Here is a 19,741-nt window from a genome sequence, read left to right as displayed (position 1 = left end):
TTGAAAAACAGGCTTCCAAACATGCTCGCTTCCGCCGATACGCTCTATCTCACCGGTCAACCGCTCGACTTCGCAGCGCTGGAGGCGATCGGCGCCGGCACGCGGCGGCCGGTCGCCTGCGAGATCGGCATGGGCCGCGTCGGCGCGTCACGCCTCGTCATCACGGATCGTCTTGCTACGGGCCTGCCGATCTACGGCGCCAATACCGGCGTGGGCTCGATGAAGGACAAGCTCTGGACGGCCGACGACCTGATGGAGTTCAACAGCAACCTTGTCAGGGCGCACCATTTCGGCACCGGAGAGCCCTTCACCCTGCCGATCGTGCGCAAGGCGATGGCGATCCGCGTCAACACAGCGCTCGGCGGCTATTCCGGTTGCAGCCCGGAGCTGATCGACGCCTTCCTTGCGCTGCTCGAAAAGGACGTCGTGCCCGTCGTGCGCCGGCATGGCTCGATGGGCTGCGCGGATATCGGCCTGATGGGGCAGATCGCCTCGGTGATAACCGGCGACGGCGAGGCCTGGTATGGCGGCGAGCGCCTGCCGGCCATGGAGGCGCTGACGCGCGCCGGTCTGGAACCGTACCGCATGCAGCCGCGCGACGCGCTGGCGGCGCTCAGCGTCAACGCCATTTCTCATGCCGCCGCCGCCAATGTGGTGCGCGAGGCGGCGAAGGCCATCCGCAATCTCATGGTGACGGGCCTGCTCTCGTCGCTGGCGCTCGGCGCCTCGGCCGATCCGTGGCGGGTGGCCGCAAGGTTGTCCGCCCACGGCGAGGCGCTGGCCGGCACCTGGTTCGAGGAACAGGCTTCCTCCGGTCATTGGCCAAAGCCCTCGGCCATCCACGATCCGCTCAGCCTGCGCATGACCGCCCAGGTGTTCGGCGCCTGCCTCGATACGTTGTTGCTCGCTGCCGAGCGCATCGTCGAGGCGACGGCGCAGTCGGATGACAATCCGGTGGTGATGGACAGTCACGTCATGGCCTCCGGCGGCTCGCTGCCGCTGTCGACCACGCTCTATGTCGAGGCCGCGCAGACGGGCTTTGCCCATCTCGCCCGCAACGTGCTGAACCGCTGCGTGCTCCTGGCGAATGGTGTTCGCCGCAACCTGCCGGTCAATCTTGTCGCGCCCGGCGAGGCGGCGACGGGTTTCGGCCCGCTGTTGAAGCTTGCCGTCGAACTCTACATGCGCATCCAGTCGCTGGCCGTGCCGATTTCGGCCCAGTCGATCGTCGTTGCCGGCGGCCTCGAAGAAGAGGCGACCTTCCTGCCGCTGATCGTCGAGCGCATGGAAAGCCAGGTGCGCGACCTGCGCCAGCTTGCCGCCCTCGAAGCGATGCTGTCGGCGCAGGCGATCGACCTTGCCGGCGACAATGTCGAGGGCGTGGTGGCCGTTGCCTATGCGCGCACGCGGGCAGTAAGCCCGTTCTACCGCAAGGACCGGCCGCTTTCCGCCGAGATCGAGGCGCTCGACCGCGATCTCGCAAGCCCCGAGGCACTGGCCGCCTTCGTCGAGGCGGCGCCGATGGCGGGCGTCGACACGTTCTTCGCCCTAAAACTCTGACGGGAGAACCCGATGGCCGATTTCGATCTCGTTCTGAAAGGCACCGTGGTGCTCGCCGACCGCATCGTCGAGGGCGGCCATGTCGCCGTCCGTGATGGCAAGGTGGTGCATGTCGGGCAGGGCGCGATGCCGGCAGCCAGGGAACGGCACGACCTTTCCGGGGCGCTGATCCTGCCCGGCGCCATCGACGCGCAGGTGCATTCGCTGTCGCAGAAGAACCAGGAGGATTTCATCTGGTCGACGCGCTCGGCGGCGGCCGGCGGTGTCACGACCATCGTCGACATGCCCTATGACGAGGGCAATCTCGTCTGCTCGGCCGAGGCCGTGAAAATCAAGGTCGACCATGCCTCGCCACAGGCCCGCGTCGATTTCGCGCTCTATGGTACGGTCGATCCGGAAGAGGGCCCGGCGCGCATCGGCGAGATGGTCGAGGCCGGCGTCGCCGCCTTCAAGTTCTCCACCTTCGGCACCGATCCGAAGCGGTTTCCGCGCATCCCGGCGGCGCTGCTGGAAGACTGCTTCCGCGCCATCGCGTCCACCGGCCTGACCGCCGGGGTGCACAACGAGGATGACGAGGCGGTGCGCGCTGCGATCGCCAAGGTCAAGGCCGCGGGCATCACCGACTATCGCGCGCACGGCCTGTCGCGCCCGCCGCTGACGGAGCTGCTCGCCTCCAACCAGATCTACGAGACCGGTGCGCAAACTGGCTGCCCGGCCCATGTCGTGCATTGCTCGCTCGGCCGCGGTTACGAGATCGCCTCCGCCTATCGCGCCCAAGGTTTTCGCGCGACCATCGAGTGCTGCATCCACTACCTGACGCTCGACGAGGAGAACGACGTCGCCCGGCTCGGCGGCAAGGCGAAGATCAACCCGCCGATCCGCCCGCGCGCCGAGGTGGAAAAGCTGTGGCGCCATGTCGCCGAGGGCAATGTCACGCTCGTTTCCACCGACCATGTGAGCTGGTCGGAGGACCGCAAGACCAATCCGGACATGCTGGCGAATGCTTCCGGCGTGCCGGGGCTGGAGGTCATGGTGCCGCTCTTCGTCAAGGGTGCGCTGGAGCGCGGCATTCCGCTGACCCGCGCCGCCGAGCTGATGACGCTCAACCCGGCCCGCCATTTCCGGCTCGATCATGTGAAGGGCGCGCTGGAGGCAGGCAAGGATGCCGACATTACCGTGCTGACGCCGGAGCCGTACACCTATGACGCTGCAGCTAGCGGCCACAACGTCGTCGGCTGGTCGCCCTATAACGGTATTCGCCTGCCATGGCGCATTTCCGCCACCTATCTGCGCGGCAAGCTCGCCTTCGACGGCGCCAAGGTGCTGGCCGAGCCCGGCACCGGCGCCTTTGTGCGCCCGCTGCCGACGCTCGTCTCGGGCTGCGCCTGATGGCCGCGCCGAAAACCAATCTGCCGGTCGATCCCGCCCGCATACAGGATGTGATCGACGGCCTTGCCCGGCTCACCGAGCCCGGTCGGCCCTATACGCGGCGTGCCTTTACCGCTCTGTTCCCGGCGGGGCGGGATTTTCTTCTCGAAAAATTTCAGGCCGCGGGGCTTGAGACGCGCGTGGATGCCGCGGGCAATCTCGTCGCCAGGCGGCCAGGCAGGGAGCCCGGCCTCGGCACGATCATGCTCGGCTCCCATTCCGACACGGTGCCGGATGGCGGGCGTTATGACGGCATCGCCGGCGTGGCGGTGGCGCTGGAAGTGGCCCGGGCGCTCGCCGACCAGGGCATCGAACTGGACCACGACCTGGAGGTCGTCGATTTCCTGGCCGAGGAAGTCTCCATCTTCGGCGTTTCCTGCATCGGCAGCCGCGGCATGGCCGGTGTGCTGCCGGAGGACTGGTTTTCGCGCGAAAGCAATGGGCTGACGCTGGAGCAGGGCATTCGCGATGCCGGCGGCGATCCGGCGCGCATCGCCGTCGAGGCGCGCAAGGATATCGCCGCCTTTCTCGAACTGCACATCGAGCAGGGCCCGGTGCTGGAAACCGAAAAGCGCGACATCGGCGTGGTGACGGCAATCGCGGGCATCACGCGTATAGAGATCATCGTGCAGGGCCGGGCGGACCATGCCGGCACGACGCCGATGGGCAATCGTGCCGATGCGCTCGCGGCGGCCGCGCGGCTGGTGACGGGTATCGAGGCGCTGGCGAAATCGCTTTCCGACGGGCCGAGCCATTTCACCGCGACGGTCGGCGAATTCTCCATCGAGCCGAATGCCGCCAATGTCGTGCCCTCCCGCGCGCGCCTGCTGATCGATGCGCGGGCGGAGGATCGGACCGCGATGGACCTTTTCGCGGCATCGGTGGGCCTGATGGCCGAACAGTTGGCACGCGAGACGGGCACCGTCATCGAGACACCGCGCCGCATCTCCGACAACCCGCCGACACCCGGTGATCCGTTGCTGCTCGACGTGCTGGATGCCGCTTGCGAGGTCGCGGGCGCCAGCCATCGCCGCATGGCATCCGGTGCCGGTCACGACACGGCCTGGATGGCGCGGGTGACGCGCTCGGCGATGATCTTCGTGCCCTGCCTTGGCGGGCGCAGCCATGCGCCTGAAGAATTTGCCGAGACGGACGACATCGCGCTCGGCGCGGCGGTGCTTTTTAACGCAGTGATTCAGCTGGATAAGATCTTGAGTCAGGAGGACGTCTGATGGGCCGGATTCTAAAGGAAAAAGACGTCGAGGCGGCAGTCAAGGGCGGCTCGGTCTATGCGGCCGGCGGCGGCGGCTGGGCGGATCATGGCCGCATGCTTGGGCTTGCCGCGGTGTCGATCGGCAAGCCGGAACTGGTCTCCATCGATGAACTCTCCGATGATGACTGGGTGGCGACGGCGGCCGCCATCGGCGCTCCGGCCTCGACCACGCCCTGGGAAATGCGCGGCGTCGATTATGTGAAGGCCGTCGAGCTTTTGCAGGAGGCGCTCGGCGAGAAGGTCGCGGCGCTGATGGTCGGCCAGAACGGCAAGTCCTCGACGCTGAACGGCTGGCTACCCTCGGCTATCCTCGGCACCAAGGTGCTGGATGCCGTCGGCGACATGCGTGCCCACCCGACCGGCGACATGGGCTCGATCGGCATGGCGGGCTCGCCGGAGCAGATGATCCAGACGGCCGTCGGCGGCAACCGCGACGAGAACCGCTATATCGAACTCGTCGTGCGCGGCGCGACGGCAAAGATCTCGCCGATCCTGCGCACCGCATCCGACATGTCCGGCGGCTTCATCGCCTCCTGCCGCAACCCGCTGCGCGCCTCCTATGTCCGCAAGAACGCGGCGCTCGGCGGCATCTCGCTGGCGCTGACACTCGGCGAGGCGATCCTCGCGGCGGAGGGCAAGGGTGGTTCCGCGATCATCGACGCGATCGTCAGGACGACGGGCGGCGCGATCCTTTCCGAAGGCACGATCACTGGCAAGTCGGTGGTCTATACCAAGGAAGCCTTCGACATCGGCACGGTGACGCTCGGCACGGGCGACAGCGCCTCGGTGCTGCATGTGATGAACGAGTACATGGCGGTGGAATCGGCCGCGGGCAAACGCCTTGCCACCTTCCCGGATGTCATCACCACATTGTCGCCGGAGGGCGAGCCGCTCAGTGTCGGGCAGCTCGAGGTCGGCATGACCGTTTTCGTGCTGCATGTGCCGAAAACCATCATCCCGCTCGCCTCCAGCGTGCTCGATCCTACCGTCTATCCGTCGGTGGAGAAGGCGATGGGGATCGATCTGGTGAGTTACGCCCTGGCCTAGTGGCAAGGGTGTGTTTGACACCCCCCTCTGCCCTGCCGGGCATCTCCCCCTCAAGGGGGGAGATCGACTTGTGGCAGCCACTCGATCAACGGCAACGCGTGCGAATAAAGTGATGTAATCGCCTCTGGCCGATCTCCCCCCTTGAGGGGGAGATGCCCGGCAGGGCAGAGGGGGGTGAGCCCCCCGGAACAACCGATCTGAGGAGACGACCATGCCGAAACCGAACCCACGCCATCCGAACTATCCGATCCCGAGCGGCCCGGTGCTGCGCGCCAAGGGCTGGCGGCAGGAGGGGTTGTTGCGGCTGCTGGAAAACGTGCTGTCGGTTGGCGAGGATCCGGACAATCTCATCGTCTATGCGGCGCTGGGCAAGGCGGCGCGCAACTGGGCGGCGCATCGGGCGATCGTCAAGGCGTTGACGGAGATGGACGAGGACCAGACGCTGGTCATCCAGTCCGGCAAGCCGGTCGGGCTGCTCAAGACCCATGCGAAGGCGCCGCTCGTCATCATGGCGAATTGCAACATCGTCGGGCAATGGGCGAAGGCGGAGGTGTTTTATGAACTCCAGCGCAAGGGGCTGATCTGCTGGGGCGGGCTGACGGCCGGCGCCTGGCAATATATCGGCAGCCAGGGCGTCATCCAGGGCACCTATGAAATCTTCATGCGCATTGCGGAGAAACGCTTTGGCGGCAGCCTTGCCGGGCGCTTCATCCTGACCGCCGGCCTTGGCGGTATGGGTGGCGCGCAGCCGCTTGCCGGACGCATGGCGGGGGCCGCTATCCTCTGCGTCGATATCGATCCGGCGCGCGCGGCGGCGCGCAAGGCGGTCGGGTATCTGGAGCATGTGGCGCCGGATCTCGATACGGCGCTGGCGATGATCGATGAGGCGGTGAAAGAGAAGAGGGCGACCTCGATCGGGCTCGTCGGCAATGCGGCGGAAATCTATCCGGAGATCGCGCGGCGCGGCATCGTGCCGGATATCGTCACCGACCAGACCTCGGCGCATGACCTCGTCTACGGCTATGTGCCGAAGGGCATGAGCCTCGACCAGGTGAAGGGGTTGCGCGACGACGGGCAGGGGCAGTTGATGGCGGCGAGCCGGGCCTCGATCGTCGAGCATGTCTCGGCGATGCTGGCGTTCCAGAAGCGCGGCGCGGAGGTCTTCGACAACGGCAACCTCATCCGCACGCAGGCGCGGGAAGGCGGCGTCGCCAATGCCTTCGATATTCCGATCTTCACCGAAGCCTATCTGCGGCCGCTGTTTGCGCGCGCCATCGGGCCGTTCCGCTGGATGGCGCTGTCCGGCGAGGAGAGCGATATCGCGCGGATCGACGATCTGGTGCTAGAAATGTTTCCGGACAACCGGATCGTCACCAACTGGATCCGGCTGGCGCGCGAAAACGTACCCTTCGAGGGGCTGCCGGCACGTATCGCCTGGCTCGGCCATGGCGAGCGGACGGCGCTGGCGCTGGCCGTCAACAAGCTGGTCGCGGCCGGCGAACTTGCGGGGCCGATCGCGTTCTCGCGCGACCATCTCGATGCCGGGGCCATGGCGCATCCGAACATCATGACGGAGCGCATGAAGGACGGCTCGGACGCCATCGCCGACTGGCCGCTGCTCGATGCCATGCTGCTCACCTCCTCCATGGCCGACCTCGTCGTCATCCATTCCGGCGGCGGCGGGTATGCCGGCTACATGACGAGCTGCGGCGTGACGCTGGTCGCCGACGGCACGGAAGAGGGGGCGGAACGGCTTGAGCACGCCTTGACGAACGACACCTCGCTCGGTGTGATCCGTTATGCGGATGCCGGTTACGACGAGTCGCTCGACGAGATCGACAAGAAGGGCATCGGCTACGTGCGGATCTGACCTGACCAATAACGCGTTCGTGAAGGCCCGTCATAGCTCCCGGCGCTAAGTACCTGAAATGTCGAGTCCTCCGTAAACCTCGCATTTAACATTTCGCGGTAATCTTCCGTTAGTAATTCCGTCCCTGTGTCGAAAGGGCGGGCCTTCGGTTAGTTTTGCGTGCGAGTGCCAATGCGTCTTTCGATCCTGTCAGCGATCCTCCTCGGCTGCGCCTCCATGGCCGGCTGTGCGTCGAGCTCGAATCCCACGGCGGCGCTGTCGATCAAGCCGTCGGCGGAAATCACGAGCTCCGTTTCCAAGGGCGGCAATCCCGTTCCGGACGTCGCGGTCGGCGAAAGCAAGGTGACGGCGGACGGCGCCGAAATGCTCGCCTGGGCCGGGCCCGGCGCGGATTCCAACGTTTTCGAGAGCGTCACCAAACAATCGGCAATTCCCTCCGAACGGCCGGAAGAGGCGCTGACGGCCGTCGAAACGCCCTCCGAAGGCCGCTCGAAGAAGCGGTCGCGCATCTACAGCCAGCAGTTTCGCGATGCGCATCCGATCAATTTCGGCAAGCGCGCGCCGCGGCATTACCAGGTGCACGGCGTCGACGTGTCGCGCTGGCAGGGCGATATCGACTGGATGAAACTGCGCACGCAGGGCGCCAACTTCGCCTTCATCAAGGCGACCGACGGCGGCGACCACCTTGACCCGATGTTCCAGAAGAACTGGCGGCGGGCCAAGGAAGCCGGTATCCGGCGTGGTGCGTACCACTTCTTCTACTGGTGCCGCGTTGCAAGCTCGCAGGCCGAATGGTTCATCCGCAACGTGCCGAAGGATCCGGATGCGCTGCCGCCGGTGATCGATGCCGAATATAATGGCGAATCGAAGTGCAAGAAGCGTCTCACACGCGCGCAATATGTCGAGAAGATCCAGGTCTTCTCCGACATTCTGGAACGCCATTACGGCAAGCGGCCGATCATCTATACGGCGCCGGATTTCTACGAGGACAACCTGTCGGGTGAACTCAAGAACCATCCGTTCTGGCTGCGCTCGGTCGCCGCACACCCCTCGAAGCGCTACCCGAACCGCCGCTGGATGTTCTGGCAATATTCGGGGTCCGGCCTGTCGCATGGGGTCACGGGGAAGATCGACCTCAACGTCTTTGCCGGCAGCGAGAGCGACTGGCACAATTGGCTGAACGGCCAGTCCGGTACCAGAACGGCCAGCCGCGACTGATTGCCGATGAGATCCTCAAGACGATCGGGACGGTCTACTTCTGCTTCTGCGGGTAGATCGTCTCGCCGCGTTTGAGCATATCCACGAAGGCCTCGATGTTCCGCTTGCGGGCGGCGTCCGTCTTGATGTTGTGCATGCGGAAGGCGAGGGCAAAGCGGTTCTGTTCGGTGAGCCTACCGAGCATGTCCCTGGCGGTGGGGTCCGCGTCGATTGCCGCCTGCAGGTCCGGCGGAATTTTCAGGTCCTTGCCGCTGCCATAGGCCTTGTCCCAGCGGCCATCCGCCTTCGCCGCTGCGACGTGCTTCAGGCCATGCTCGGTCATGCGGCCCTCGTCGACCAGGCGGCCGACCGTATCGACATTCTTCTTGCTCCACACGCTCTTGCGCCCGCGCGGGCAGTAGCGCTGGAAGAAGCTCTTCTCGTCCAGCCCCTTGCGGATGGCGTCGATCCAGCCCCAGCAGAGCACCACCTCGATCGCCTCTTCCGCCGTGATGGACTGGAGGCCCGAGCCGCGCTTGTGGATCTTGATCCACACTTCCGGCGCCGTGTCGTGGTTCTCGGCTAGCCAGCGGTAGAAGCTTTCAGGGTCTGGAAATTCCCGGACATGAGCGGGATTGATGTCCACAGGCGCCATCTCGTTTTCCCCTGATCTGCCGTTGGGCGTGGCCGCTTTGCATCTGCCGGTCCCGAATGAACGGGTATGCCGAAGATGTGATGCCTCCGCTTCTTGCCAGCCTGCTCCCGCTTTGGCTAGCCATCGGTACCAACCCGTTTCCCCCATTGGAGTTCATATCGAGAATGCCTACGGTTTGCTCATTGTCGCGCCGCGCGTTTTTTCTGGGCGCCGCCGCGACGCTTGCGGGCTGCGCGACCACGTCGACATCGGTAAAGGTCGCACCGGTTCCCAAGACGGTCAGCTATCCCATCGTGCCGGCGACGGTGGAGGAGCTGGAGGCGCGCTACGCCGCAGTGGAAGACGGCGGCCACGTCATCCCGGCTATTCCCTACACGCAGATCGACCCGAAATATTACCGCCAGCGCGTCAAGGATCCGACAGGCGAGCCGGCCGGCACGGTCGTCGTCGATACGCCCGGCCGCTTCCTCTACGTGGTGGAACCGGGCGGCACGGCGATGCGCTACGGCGTCGGCATCGGCCGCGACGGTTTTGCCTGGGAAGGCGAGGGCATCATCCACTGGCGCCAGCCCTGGCCGCGCTGGAAGGTGCCGGCCGACATGATCGCGCGCACGCCGAGCCTCGCCAAATATTCCGTCGAGAACGGCGGCATGGAGCCGGGCATCAAGAACCCGCTCGGTGCACGGGCGCTCTACATCTTCCAGAACGGTCAGGACACGCTCTACCGCCTGCACGGTTCGCCGGAATGGGCGTCGATCGGCAAGGCGACGTCGTCCGGCTGCGTGCGGCTGATCAACCAGGATGTGCTCGATCTCTACAAACGCGTGGGCTACCACGCCCGCATCGTCGTGCACCAGGGGGCGATGGGAAAAGCGGTCGGCGTCTAGGTCACCGTCTCGCCGCCGTCGACCACGAGAATCTGGCCGGTCATGTAGCTTGACCGGTCGGAGACGAGGAAGAGGATCGGTTCGGCGATCTCTTCGACATCCGCCCAGCGGCCCATCGGCACCTTTTCCTTGATATAGGCCTCGATCGCCTCGCGCCCGCCCATCTGGCTGATGAAGGGGCGGTTGAAGGGCGTGTCGACCCAGCCAGGGCAGAGCGCGTTGACGCGCACGCCGTGGCGCGCATAGTCGCCGGCCATCTGCTTGGTCATGGCGATGACGGCGTGTTTCGTCGTGGTGTAGGCGATCATCTCGCGGTCGTAGAGCACGCCGGAGGAGGAGGCGGTGTTGAGGATGACGCCCTTGCCCTGCGCCTTCATGGCCGGCATGACGAGGCGGGCTGCCATCAGGTGGGCGCGCACATTGAGGTTCCACGAGAGATCCAACCCGTCGAGCGGCACACTTTCGAGATCGCCGGCCACCTGCGCACCGGCATGGTTGTGCAGGATATCGATGCGGCCGTGGCGTGAGAGCACGGCGGCGATCGCCATCTTCAGCTCCACGTCGTCGGTGACGTCCACGATGACCGCCTCCGCCTTGCCGCCCTCCGCCTTGATGAAATCGACGGTTTCGCCGGCGCGTGTCTCGTCGAGATCGGCGACGCATACGGTGGCGCCTTCGCGCGCCATGATGCGCGCGCCGGCCCGGCCGATGCCGGAGCCCGCTCCGGTGACGATGGCGACACGGTTCTTCAGGATCATCGGTCTCACTCCCCGGCAGGCGTTTTTCTGGTTTTCTCCCGCATCAGCAGGCGGGCGATCACGATAAGCATGAGCGAGGCGACCAGCACCATGGTGGCGATCGCATTGACCTCCGGCGTCACGCCGCGGCGGATCGAGGCAAAGACGTAGATCGGCAGCGTCGTCTTCGAGCCCGCGACGAAGAAGGCCACGATAAAATCGTCGAAGGAGAAGGTGAAGGCAAGCAGGAAGCCGGCGAGCACCGACGGCAGGATCTGCGGCAGCACGATCTGGCGGAAGGTGGTGAGCGGCGTCGCGTAGAGATCGGCCGAGGCTTCGACGATATCGCGTCCAAGCGTTGCGATGCGCGCCTTCACGATCATGGTGACGAGCGCCATGGTGAACAGGCCGTGCGCGGCGATGATCGAGCCATAGCCGAGGCCGAGTTGCGGCGGTTTCTCACCGGGCCAGATGGCGGCGATGGCCGGATTGATCGCCCCGAACACGGCGACGAGCGCCACCAGCGTCGCGATGCCGATGACGACGCCCGGCACGACGATCGCGGCGGCGAGCAGGCCATCGAAGACGGCGCGGGCGCGGCTGCCCAGCCGTTCGAGGCCCAGCGCCGCCATGGTGCCGAAGACGGCGGCGAGCGTGGCGCTGACCACGGCGATGATCAGGCTGTTCTGGAGGGCGGTGATCAGGAACGGATTGGCGAGCGCCTTGCCGTACCATTGCGCGGAAAAGCCGGTGAACTCGCTCGCATTGCGCCCCGCATTGAAGGAGAACAGCACGACCAGCGCGATCGGCGCGTAGAGGAACAGGTAGACGGAGGTGATCAGCGCGCGCATCAGACGAGATCCACCTGTCGCGTGCCGGAAATCCGCCAGGCGATGCGCATGGCGACCATCAGCACCACGACGACGACCGCGACGAGCGTGACGGCGATGGCCGAACCGAAGGGCCAGTTGCGCGATTGCAGGAAGAGATCGACCAGCGCATTGCCGATGAAGAACACCTTGCCGCCGCCCAAGAGCTGCGGGATGAGGTATTCGCCGAGCAGCAGGATGGTGACGAGCGCCACGCCGGTCATGACGCCCGGCAGCGACAGCGGGAGCGTGACGGAGAAGAAGGTCGAGACGGGTTTGGCGCCGAGATCGGCCGAGGCTTCCAGCAGGCGCCGGTCGAGTTTTTCGAGGCTGACATAGATCGGCATGATCATCAGCGGCAGGTAGCCATAGACGATGCCGAGCAGCACGGCGCCGGGCGTGTTGAGCAGGCGCACGTCTTCGATGCCGATCATGTCCAGCAGGTTGGGAATGCCACGCGAGCCGAGAATGTACATCCAGGCATAGGTGCGCACGAGGAGGCTCGTCCAGAAGGGGACGACGACCAGCGAGACCAGCAGCAGCCGGTAGCGGGAGCTCGCCTTGACGGCGAGGTAATAGGCGGTCGGATAGGCGACGACGAGGCAGACGAAGGCGCCGACCGGCGCCAGCATCAGCGTGTTCCAGTAGGCGGCGGATCGGGCCGGGAGGTTTGCATAGTTGGCAAGGGTGAAAGCCGCCTGGTAACCGCCCGCCGGTCCGCGCTCGCCGACGGAGAAGACCACCATGGCGATGAAGGGCAGCACGAGGAAGACGAACAGCCAGACGGACGCCGGCGCCAGCAGCGCCGTCGTCACCAGCCGTCTCTTTGTCGTCATCGTCAGGGGCATTGTTTTGGTCCTGTTGCGCATGCATCGGCCTGCCGGCCACCTTCGCCTTGGCTGCGAGGAGAAGGAAAACGTTGCGACTGGCATACCCCCCCTCTGCCCTGCCGGGCATCTCCCCCTCAAGGGGGGAGATTGGATGGAGCACCGTTTCGCCAATCTTCAACGTCGCAGTTGAGCAGTGTCCTCCCACCTTGCCGATCTCCCCCCTTGAGGGGGAGATGCCCGGCAGGGCAGAGGGGGGCAGAGGTGTGCCGTTCCCTACGCCGACTTGAACCGCGCCATCAGTTCCGCACGCGCCGGATCGGTCAGCGTCACGGCCGCGCCGAATTCCAGCGGGGTCAGCGATGCTTCATCCGGATAGACGATCTTGTTGCCGGTGATCTCGGCGGGCAGCAGCGAGAGCACGCGGCTGTCGGTGGTGGGCGCGCCGTTGGCGACGTGTTCCTTCACGGCGTTCTGGGGGTCCATCAGGAAGTTGAGCAGCGCATAGCCGGCCGGCTTGTTGGCGGCACTTGTCGGCACCGCGTAGAAATCCGACCAGATCTCGCCGCCGTCCGTGCCCAGCACGAACTGGATTTCCGGGATGTCGCGGTTGAGCTGCGCGCCGTCATTGGTCCAGCACATGGTCATCCAGGCGTCCGAGGCGCGCATGGAGGGCTGGTAGTCGCTGTTGATGGCGTAGAGATGCGGCTTGACCTTGATCAGCAGTTCCTCGGCCTTGGCAAGCTCTTCCGGCTTCACCGAATTGAAGGAGAAGCCAAGCGAGACGAGGGCGTTGCCGATGGTGGTGAGCTGGTAGTCGTGCACCATGGCGCGACCGTCGGCCTCGGTCATCGCGACCTCGAAGAAGTCCTTCCAGCTCGTGACCGGCGATTTCACCTTGTCGGAGTTGAACGCGATGCCCGTCGTGCCCCAGTTCTTCGGCAGCGCGAAAACCTTGCCGTCGACGGTGCCTTCGTTGGTGAAGCGGGTGTTCTGGGTCTTCGGGTCGAAATTCGGCACCTTGGTAAGGTCGATCGGGTCGATCAGGCCGAGGCTGACATAGGTGGAGATCGTGTAGTTGGTCGGCACGAACAGGTCCCAGCCGGTGCCGCCGGCCTGGAGCTTCGCCAGCATTTCCTCGTTCGAGCCGAAGACATTGACCTCGACCGCAACGCCGGTCGCCGCCGTGAAAGCCTCGAAGGTCGCGGGATCGTGGTAGTTCGGCCAGGTGGCGAGCGACATGGTCGAGCCGAGGTCTTCCTGCGCGTAGGCTGCGGAATTGAAAAGGCCGGGCTGGCGGGCCAGCACCGCGGCGGCAAGGCCGAGGCCGGTGACGCCGAGGAAGTGGCGGCGGGTGACCGAACCGCGCTTCAGGCGCATGAATTCTTCCGTCAGATCACGGGCACTGATCGGGGCATTCTCTCTGAACCATTTGGACATCACACTGTTCCCTTGTTGTCGTGACGGGCCTGTTTCCCTCAGGCCGGAAAGATATGCGTTTGACCGGGATCGAAGCTTATTGCGACCCGCTCGCCCGGTGCGACGAGGTCGTTTTCCGATTGGCTCTGGCGTTCGGCCGTGATGAGAAAGTCGCCGAGGCCATCGACGGCGACGGAATATTCGGCGGCCGAGCCGAGGAAGATGCGATGCGTGACGGTGCCTTCCAGCGTGGTGGCGCCAGCCTGGCGGGAGAGGCGGATCGCCTCCGGCCGGAGCGCCACGGTGACGGCGCCGGGCGCGATGTCCGTTCGCCCGGAGGCGAGCGCCGAACCATTGCCCAGGCGCACCATGCCGCCGGCTTCCATCGTGCCGTCGAAGCGGTTGGTCTTGCCGACGAAATCGGCGACGAAGAGATCGGCGGGACGGTCGTAGACCTCCTGCGGGGTGGCGAGCTGGCGGATGCTGCCGGCGCTCATCACGCAGACGAGGTCGCTCATCGAGAGCGCCTCCTCCTGGTCGTGGGTGACGAGCACGAAGGTGATGCCGAGGTCGCGTTGCAGCGTTTGCAGCTCGATCTGCATGGCGGTGCGCAGCTTCTTGTCGAGGGCTGCGAGCGGCTCGTCGAGCAGCAGCACGGAGGGCTTGTTGACGAGCGCGCGGGCGAGTGCCACGCGCTGCTGCTGGCCGCCGGACATTTCATGGATGCGGCGCTTCGAAAAACCGGAGAGGCGCACCATTTCCAGCGCCTCGCCGACGCGGCGGGAGATTTCCGCCGCCGGCAGCCGCGGCCGCAGTTGCTTCAGCCCGTAGGCGACGTTCTGCTCGACGTCGAAATGCGGGAAGAGGGCATATTGCTGGAAGACCATGTTGACCGGGCGGCGATAGGCGGGCACGCCGTTGGCCACATTGCCTGCGATCAGCACCTCGCCTTCCGTCGGCTGCTCGAAGCCGCCGATCATGCGCAGGCACGTCGTCTTGCCGCAGCCGGACGGCCCGAGAAGGGCGACGAAGGCGCCCTTGGGCACGGTGAGATTGATGTCGGAGACCGCGGTCACCGCGCCATAGCGCTTGGTCACCGAACGGAACTCGATGTCGTTCGTTGGGGCGGATATCACGTCTGTTCCCTGCGGTTGTTGGTCTCTCAGCGATCTCTGCCGCTTTGGCCACCGTCGGGGGAATGCTAGTCAGCCGCCGGTGGGCGGTATATACCCCGAGAGAGGTATTTTATCCGTAAATCGGCTGTGGGAGGAGTATATCTCACGAGCGGCGAAAAACGGCCGCTGCAAGCGAAATCGGGGAGCGAAAACGCCATGCGGGTCGATTTCACGGCACTTTTTCGCACATTGGCCGACTGGACAGGCCAATCGGACGCCACGGACCGGCAGACCGGCGAAACGCTGCTGGCCCTGATGCGCGCGCTCGTGCGCTTCGATGACATCGTCATCTTCGCCTATCGCGACAAGGCCCGGCCGATCGACCTCTTCAGCACCTTCGATGCCGACGATCACCACATTTTCGTGACGCTTTACCAGGCCGGCCCCTACCTGCTCGATCCGTTCTACCACACGACCCGCGCGGGCAAGGCCGGCGTCTTTCGCATGCGGGAACTGGCGCCGGACCGGTTCTTCTCCAGCGAATATTTCCGCTCCTACTATTCGCAGACCCGGCTTGCCGAGGAGCTGGGTTTCTTCGTGCCGACGGCGGATGGGGTGACGGTGGTCGTGTCGCTGATGCGCCGGGAAAAGACCGGCGTCTTCCCGGCCCCTGAGCTTGCCCTGCTCAACGATGCCGAACCCTTCGTCGCCGCCTTCGTGCGCCGTGCCTGGGGCGATCTTGCGGGGCGCTTTGCCGGGCCGGGGCGCGGGCGACGTGCCGAGCCGGTGAGCGAGGCGGACCGGGTGTGGCGCAAGCTCAACCTCACGGACCGCGAGGCCTCGATCATCGAACTGGTGTTGCAGGGGCATTCGTCGGAATCGATCGGCCTGAAACTCGACATTTCCACCGGCACGGTGAAGGTCCACCGCCGCAACGTCTACCGCAAGCTCGGGATTTCGTCGCAGATCCAGTTGCTGTCGATCTATTTGAAGAACCTTCAGTCTTAGCAACGGTGGCGGACACCTCCTCATCCGACCCTTCGGGCCACCTTCTCCCCGTGGGGGAGAAGGAGAGAAAGGATGCGACGTCTCGTTTTCCCCTTCTCCCCACCGGGGAGAAGGTGCCGGCAGGCGGATGAGGGGGCTTTGCCGACGCACAAAAAGCCCGGCATTGCTGCCGGGCTCCGTCGAATCTTTTCAATGACTTGCCGTCTCAAGCTGCCGGACTGATTCCGCTCGTTGAGACGTCGATTCAGGAAACGGTCGCCAGCGCCACCTGCGCCCGTGCGTCGATGATCTGGCGCGCGGCATTGGCGGCTTCCTTGCCCTTGAGGACGAAGTGGTCGCGGAAGAAGGCGATGTGGGCTTCGGATTCCTGGAAATTGTGCGGCGTCAGCACGGCGGAGAGCACCGGCACGTTGGTGTCGAGGCCGACGCGGACGATGGCGTCGACCACCGTGCCGGCGACGAAATCGTGGCGGTAGATGCCGCCGTCGACGACAAGTGCCACGCCGAGGATGGCCGAATAGCGGCCGGTGCGGGCGAGGAGCTGGGCGTGCAGCGGGATTTCGAGCGCGCCGGGCACGTCGATGATGTCGACGTCTTCTGCGCGGCCGCCGAGTGCTGCCCATTCGGCAACAAAGGAGTTGACCGCCTGATCGACGATGCCGGCGTGCCAGCGGGCACGGATGACGGCGATCCGGGAGACGGGGGTTGCATTCGCATTCATGTCTAGGCCTTTCAAGGGTTGAGCCATTTTTCAATGATCCCCTTGGGCGAACACGCAGGAAGCCCGGAACCCGTCTTTCGACGAGTGCCTCCTGCTTGCCCTCTTCCATCCGGACTATGACCGTCGGCTCCGGCATCGCACCGGATCTGCTGACCCTTCCGTTTGGGGCGGAAGGCGCTCGCGGGCTCCTGAATCGCTCCAGATACCGCCGGTGGGGAGTTTCACCCCGCCCTGAGAACGATGGGAGATTAGCCGGCCGCCGCCCGGAGATCAAATCCCGAGGCGACGGAAAACACGCAAATCACGACAGATTTTTCCACGCGGCGGCGGAAGCGTGGAATGAACCACTCAGTCGCGGATGATCAGAAGATCGCCGGCGGTGAATCGCAGCGTGGCCGTCTCGCCGACGGCCGGCGGCACGAGGCCGGGGCTGTTGAACATGTCGAAGGAGATGACGGCGGGGCCGACCTTCATGCGGGTGCGGATGACCGAGCCGAGGAAGTTGGACGAGACGACCTCGCCGGTCAGCGCCGTGTCGCCTTTGGCATCCGGTGCAATCGAGCCGGCTTCCGGGCGCAGTGCCAGCGAGATCGTATCGCCGGCTTTCACGTTGCCCAGCGGCTCGCGCAGCGTCACGCCCTGGTCGCCGATGGTGATGCGGTTCGTCGCCGGGTCGGCGACCGTCGCCTCGATCAGGTTCAGCGTGCCGACGAAGTTGGCGACGAAGCGGGTGGCCGGGCGGTTGTAGATTTCTGCCGGCTTGCCGATCTGGTCGGCCTTGCCGGCATTCATCACGACGATGCGGTCGGAGATCGACAGGGCCTCTTCCTGGTCGTGCGTGACGAAGACCGTGGTGATGCCGAGCTGCTGCTGGATCATGCGGATTTCTTCGCGCAGCGACACGCGGATTTTCGCGTCGAGTGCGGAGAGCGGCTCGTCGAGCAGCAGGACCTGCGGTTTGGGCGCAAGCGCGCGGGCGAGCGCCACGCGCTGCTGCTGGCCGCCGGACATCTGGTAGGGGTAGCGTTCGGCGAGGTGGTCGAGCTTGATGAGGCCGAGCATTTCCTTGACGCGGGCGTCGATCTCGGCTTTCGGCTTGCCGGCGATCTTGAGGCCGAAGGCGACGTTTTCGGCGACGTTCATGTTCGGGAAGAGGGCGTAGGCCTGGAACACCATGCCGATATTGCGCTGGTTGGGGCGCAGGTGCGCCTGGCTCTTGCCGTTGATGGTGATCGTGCCGCCCGAGGGGGTCTCGAAGCCGGCGATCATGCGCAGGACCGTGGTCTTGCCGCAGCCCGACGGGCCGAGAAAGGAGACGAACTCGCCTTTCTCGATGGCCATGTTGAAATCCTTGACGACCTGTACGGGGCCAAAGGACTTCTGGATGCTGGTGAGGTCGAGGAAGCTCATGAAAGGTCCTTAGGCGGGGCTTTGCGCGCCCTTCTGGAAACGGGAAACAAGCTGGATCAGGCCAAGGCAGCCCCAGGTCAAAGCGAAGGACATGACCGCAAGCGCTGCCGGCTCATAGGCACGGTTGGCGCCGAGCAACTGCATGTACGGGCCGAAAGCCGGCCGGTTGAGCAGGGCGGCCATGGTGAACTCGCCGATGACGATGGCGAAGGTCAGGAAGGCGCCGGAAAGCACCGCCACCAGCACGTTCGGCAGGATGATCTTCGCGAGGATCGTCGTCCAGCCTGCCCCGAGGCTCTGGGCGGCTTCGGTCAGCGTGGCGATGTCGATGGATCGAAGGCCCGTGTCGACCGAGCGGTACATGTAGGGCAGCGCCAGCGTCGCATAGCCGAACATCAGCAGAATGTTCGTGCCGGTCGTCGTGCCGGTCAGCGGCAGCCAGCTCGATGTGTTGTAGAGCCGGATATAGCCGAAGACGATGACGATGGCGGGAATGACGAGCGGCAGTAGCGTGATGAATTCGATGTAGGGACGCAGGCCCGGCAGCTTGAGGCGGACCCAGTAGGCAGTCGGGACCACCAGCAGGACGCCGAAGACGATGGTGGCGAGCGCCATGAGGATCGAGTAGGTGAACGTTTCCTGGAAACGCGGATCGCCGAGAACGACTGCGTAGGCATCGAGCGAATAGACGCCGCGGCGCATCTTCATCGAGAAATTGGTCATCCCGACGAGTGGCAGGATGAAATAAAGCAGCCCGAAGATAAGGGCGCCCCAGGCCCAGAACTTCTTCATTTCAGCCACCTTTCGCTGCGGGCGCGAAGCCAGATGTAGATCGTGTTGGCGATGCCGGTCACGACGATCATGCCGAAGGCGAGCGCATAGCCGAGATGAGGATTGCCGAGGACGTCGCCGCGAATTTGCGCGAAAAGCAGGATCGGCACGATGTTGAGCGAGGAGCCGGTGAGCGCGATTGCCGTCGCGACGGCACCGAACGCATTGGCAAAGAGCAGCGCCAGCGTGCCGAGGAAGGATGGCAGCAGGATCGGGAAGGCGACCATTCGCCAATATTGCGCGTTGGTCGCACCGAGGATCTGGGCGGCTTCTCGCCATTCGCGCTTGAGGCCGTCGAGCGCCGGCGTGATGATAAGGATCATCAGCGGAATCTGGAAGAACAGATAGGTGACCGTCAGGCCCCAGAAGGAGAGGATGTTAAAGCCCAGTGCGCGCAGGTCTATGCCGATCTGCGTCTTCAGGAAAACCGTAAGGAGGCCGACCGGGCCGAGCGTCGCGAGGAAGGCGAACGCGAGCGGCACGCCGGCGAAGTTGGAGGCAACGCCGGAGAAGGTCAGCAGCGGGCCACGGATCCATGCCGGCAGGCCGCCGAGCACCGCCGCGGCGGCGACGGAAAAGCCGATCAAACAGCCGAGCAGGGCGGACGCGATGCTGATCTTGATGGAAATCCAGTAGGCCGAGAGAATGGACGGCGTGAAAAGACCCCGGATGTTCTCGAAGGTGAAGCTGCCATCGGGCGTCTGGAAGGCTCCGACGACGATGCGCATCGTCGGCATGATCAGGAACAGCAGAACGAAGATCGCGAACGGCGCCGCGCCGAGCCAATGCAACGGGAGCCGGAAGGGCGCCCGTGTCGGACGGGTGGCGGCTGAACTGTCTGAAGACATCAGGATTGCCTCATGGGGTTGCCGTCATTGGCATACCCA

18 protein-coding genes and 1 riboswitch are annotated in these 19,741 nt (G+C 65.1%); of the genes, 8 read left to right on the top strand and 10 right to left on the bottom strand.

All coding sequences use genetic code 11. From position 1 onward, the window contains the following. Window positions 1–21: 21 nt before the first annotated feature. From VGN93_RS27455 to VGN93_RS27430, 6 genes are all read left to right on the top strand, one after another. Window positions 22–1,560 carry an aromatic amino acid lyase gene (locus tag VGN93_RS27455; protein ID WP_327510130.1) on the top strand — a complete coding sequence of 513 codons (1,539 nt, stop codon included), beginning with the start codon at window positions 22–24 and terminating at the stop codon, window positions 1,558–1,560. A 12-nt stretch (window positions 1,561–1,572) separates the two neighbouring features. Then, window positions 1,573–2,949 carry a dihydroorotase gene (locus VGN93_RS27450; protein WP_327510129.1) on the top strand — a complete coding sequence of 459 codons (1,377 nt, stop codon included), beginning with the start codon at window positions 1,573–1,575 and terminating at the stop codon, window positions 2,947–2,949. Continuing rightward, window positions 2,949–4,220 (top strand): Zn-dependent hydrolase, encoded by a 1,272-nt coding sequence (locus VGN93_RS27445; protein WP_327510128.1) that lies wholly within the window; start codon window positions 2,949–2,951, stop codon window positions 4,218–4,220. Before VGN93_RS27450 ends, VGN93_RS27445 begins: the two co-directional genes overlap by 1 nt. Further along, window positions 4,220–5,308 carry a DUF917 domain-containing protein gene (locus VGN93_RS27440; RefSeq protein WP_327510127.1) on the top strand — a complete coding sequence of 363 codons (1,089 nt, stop codon included), beginning with the start codon at window positions 4,220–4,222 and terminating at the stop codon, window positions 5,306–5,308. The genes VGN93_RS27445 and VGN93_RS27440 overlap by 1 nt, the downstream gene beginning before the upstream one ends. A gap of 211 nt (window positions 5,309–5,519) precedes the next feature. Beyond that, window positions 5,520–7,178, top strand: coding sequence for a urocanate hydratase (locus tag VGN93_RS27435; protein ID WP_327510126.1), 1,659 nt, complete (start codon window positions 5,520–5,522; stop codon window positions 7,176–7,178). Between the two features lie 171 nt (window positions 7,179–7,349). Then, window positions 7,350–8,396: a GH25 family lysozyme gene (locus VGN93_RS27430; protein WP_319317284.1), complete on the top strand. Its 1,047-nt coding sequence runs from the start codon at window positions 7,350–7,352 to the stop codon at window positions 8,394–8,396. 34 nt (window positions 8,397–8,430) lie between these two features. Here VGN93_RS27430 and VGN93_RS27425 read toward each other — a convergent pair whose 3' ends face one another. Then, window positions 8,431–9,030: a YdeI/OmpD-associated family protein gene (locus VGN93_RS27425; RefSeq protein WP_327510125.1), complete on the bottom strand. Its 600-nt coding sequence runs from the start codon at window positions 9,028–9,030 to the stop codon at window positions 8,431–8,433. Between the two features lie 164 nt (window positions 9,031–9,194). Here VGN93_RS27425 and VGN93_RS27420 point away from each other — a divergent pair, with 164 nt between their 5' ends. After that, complete coding sequence (locus tag VGN93_RS27420) at window positions 9,195–9,917, top strand: L,D-transpeptidase (protein WP_327510124.1); 723 nt, start codon at window positions 9,195–9,197, stop codon at window positions 9,915–9,917. Here VGN93_RS27420 and VGN93_RS27415 read toward each other — a convergent pair. The 5 genes from VGN93_RS27415 to VGN93_RS27390 form a co-directional block, all read right to left on the bottom strand. Further along, window positions 9,914–10,675: an SDR family oxidoreductase gene (locus VGN93_RS27415; protein WP_327510123.1), complete on the bottom strand. Its 762-nt coding sequence runs from the start codon at window positions 10,673–10,675 to the stop codon at window positions 9,914–9,916. The genes VGN93_RS27420 and VGN93_RS27415 overlap by 4 nt on opposite strands. A 5-nt stretch (window positions 10,676–10,680) precedes the next feature. Then, window positions 10,681–11,505 carry an ABC transporter permease gene (locus VGN93_RS27410; protein WP_327510122.1) on the bottom strand — a complete coding sequence of 275 codons (825 nt, stop codon included), beginning with the start codon at window positions 11,503–11,505 and terminating at the stop codon, window positions 10,681–10,683. Further along, window positions 11,505–12,371, bottom strand: a complete 867-nt coding sequence (locus VGN93_RS27405) for an ABC transporter permease (protein WP_327510121.1) — start codon at window positions 12,369–12,371, stop codon at window positions 11,505–11,507. Before VGN93_RS27405 ends, VGN93_RS27410 begins: the two co-directional genes overlap by 1 nt. Window positions 12,372–12,626: 255 nt before the next feature. Beyond that, window positions 12,627–13,790, bottom strand: a complete 1,164-nt coding sequence (locus VGN93_RS27395; protein ID WP_327510120.1) for a spermidine/putrescine ABC transporter substrate-binding protein — start codon at window positions 13,788–13,790, stop codon at window positions 12,627–12,629. A 38-nt stretch (window positions 13,791–13,828) separates the two neighbouring features. Beyond that, on the bottom strand, window positions 13,829–14,905 hold the full coding sequence (locus tag VGN93_RS27390) for an ABC transporter ATP-binding protein (RefSeq protein WP_327510119.1): 1,077 nt from the start codon (window positions 14,903–14,905) through the stop codon (window positions 13,829–13,831). A 195-nt stretch (window positions 14,906–15,100) separates the two neighbouring features. Between VGN93_RS27390 and VGN93_RS27385 the strand changes: the two genes are divergently transcribed. After that, window positions 15,101–15,892, top strand: coding sequence for a helix-turn-helix transcriptional regulator (locus tag VGN93_RS27385; protein ID WP_327510118.1), 792 nt, complete (start codon window positions 15,101–15,103; stop codon window positions 15,890–15,892). A 244-nt stretch (window positions 15,893–16,136) separates the two neighbouring features. On the opposite strand, the gene VGN93_RS27380 is transcribed toward VGN93_RS27385, so the two are convergent. From VGN93_RS27380 to VGN93_RS27365, 4 genes are all read right to left on the bottom strand, one after another. After that, complete coding sequence (locus tag VGN93_RS27380; protein ID WP_327510117.1) at window positions 16,137–16,613, bottom strand: 6,7-dimethyl-8-ribityllumazine synthase; 477 nt, start codon at window positions 16,611–16,613, stop codon at window positions 16,137–16,139. 93 nt (window positions 16,614–16,706) lie between these two features. Then, window positions 16,707–16,856: riboswitch (FMN riboswitch) on the bottom strand. Between the two features lie 105 nt (window positions 16,857–16,961). Then, a complete protein-coding gene (locus VGN93_RS27375; protein WP_327510116.1) occupies window positions 16,962–18,023 on the bottom strand; it encodes an ABC transporter ATP-binding protein in 1,062 nt (353 codons plus the stop codon). A 9-nt stretch (window positions 18,024–18,032) separates the two neighbouring features. Further along, on the bottom strand, window positions 18,033–18,815 hold the full coding sequence (locus VGN93_RS27370; protein ID WP_327510115.1) for an ABC transporter permease: 783 nt from the start codon (window positions 18,813–18,815) through the stop codon (window positions 18,033–18,035). After that, entirely contained in the window at window positions 18,812–19,702 is an 891-nt protein-coding gene (locus VGN93_RS27365) for an ABC transporter permease subunit (RefSeq protein ID WP_319317322.1), read from the bottom strand. Before VGN93_RS27365 ends, VGN93_RS27370 begins: the two co-directional genes overlap by 4 nt. Window positions 19,703–19,741 lie beyond the last annotated feature (39 nt).

This window comes from Shinella sp. (genome assembly GCF_035998705.1).
Classification (GTDB): domain Bacteria; phylum Pseudomonadota; class Alphaproteobacteria; order Rhizobiales; family Rhizobiaceae; genus Shinella.
The sequence above is the reverse complement of the archived record's forward strand: the minus strand, read 5'-3'. Positions and strand labels throughout refer to the sequence as shown.

What these genes read in the sequence shown, in the direction of transcription:
- VGN93_RS27455 (WP_327510130.1), top strand. Translation starts at nt 22, where the DNA reads ATGCTCGCTTCCGCCGATACGCTCTATCTCACCGGTCAACCGCTCGAC.
- VGN93_RS27450 (WP_327510129.1), top strand. Translation starts at nt 1,573, where the DNA reads ATGGCCGATTTCGATCTCGTTCTGAAAGGCACCGTGGTGCTCGCCGAC.
- VGN93_RS27445 (WP_327510128.1), top strand. Translation starts at nt 2,949, where the DNA reads ATGGCCGCGCCGAAAACCAATCTGCCGGTCGATCCCGCCCGCATACAG.
- VGN93_RS27440 (WP_327510127.1), top strand. Translation starts at nt 4,220, where the DNA reads ATGGGCCGGATTCTAAAGGAAAAAGACGTCGAGGCGGCAGTCAAGGGC.
- VGN93_RS27435 (WP_327510126.1), top strand. Translation starts at nt 5,520, where the DNA reads ATGCCGAAACCGAACCCACGCCATCCGAACTATCCGATCCCGAGCGGC.
- VGN93_RS27430 (WP_319317284.1), top strand. Translation starts at nt 7,350, where the DNA reads ATGCGTCTTTCGATCCTGTCAGCGATCCTCCTCGGCTGCGCCTCCATG.
- VGN93_RS27425 (WP_327510125.1), bottom strand. Translation starts at nt 9,030, where the DNA reads ATGGCGCCTGTGGACATCAATCCCGCTCATGTCCGGGAATTTCCAGAC.
- VGN93_RS27420 (WP_327510124.1), top strand. Translation starts at nt 9,195, where the DNA reads ATGCCTACGGTTTGCTCATTGTCGCGCCGCGCGTTTTTTCTGGGCGCC.
- VGN93_RS27415 (WP_327510123.1), bottom strand. Translation starts at nt 10,675, where the DNA reads ATGATCCTGAAGAACCGTGTCGCCATCGTCACCGGAGCGGGCTCCGGC.
- VGN93_RS27410 (WP_327510122.1), bottom strand. Translation starts at nt 11,505, where the DNA reads ATGCGCGCGCTGATCACCTCCGTCTACCTGTTCCTCTACGCGCCGATC.
- VGN93_RS27405 (WP_327510121.1), bottom strand. Translation starts at nt 12,371, where the DNA reads ATGCCCCTGACGATGACGACAAAGAGACGGCTGGTGACGACGGCGCTG.
- VGN93_RS27395 (WP_327510120.1), bottom strand. Translation starts at nt 13,790, where the DNA reads ATGTCCAAATGGTTCAGAGAGAATGCCCCGATCAGTGCCCGTGATCTG.
- VGN93_RS27385 (WP_327510118.1), top strand. Translation starts at nt 15,101, where the DNA reads ATGCGGGTCGATTTCACGGCACTTTTTCGCACATTGGCCGACTGGACA.
- VGN93_RS27380 (WP_327510117.1), bottom strand. Translation starts at nt 16,613, where the DNA reads ATGAATGCGAATGCAACCCCCGTCTCCCGGATCGCCGTCATCCGTGCC.
- VGN93_RS27375 (WP_327510116.1), bottom strand. Translation starts at nt 18,023, where the DNA reads ATGAGCTTCCTCGACCTCACCAGCATCCAGAAGTCCTTTGGCCCCGTA.
- VGN93_RS27370 (WP_327510115.1), bottom strand. Translation starts at nt 18,815, where the DNA reads ATGAAGAAGTTCTGGGCCTGGGGCGCCCTTATCTTCGGGCTGCTTTAT.
- VGN93_RS27365 (WP_319317322.1), bottom strand. Translation starts at nt 19,702, where the DNA reads ATGTCTTCAGACAGTTCAGCCGCCACCCGTCCGACACGGGCGCCCTTC.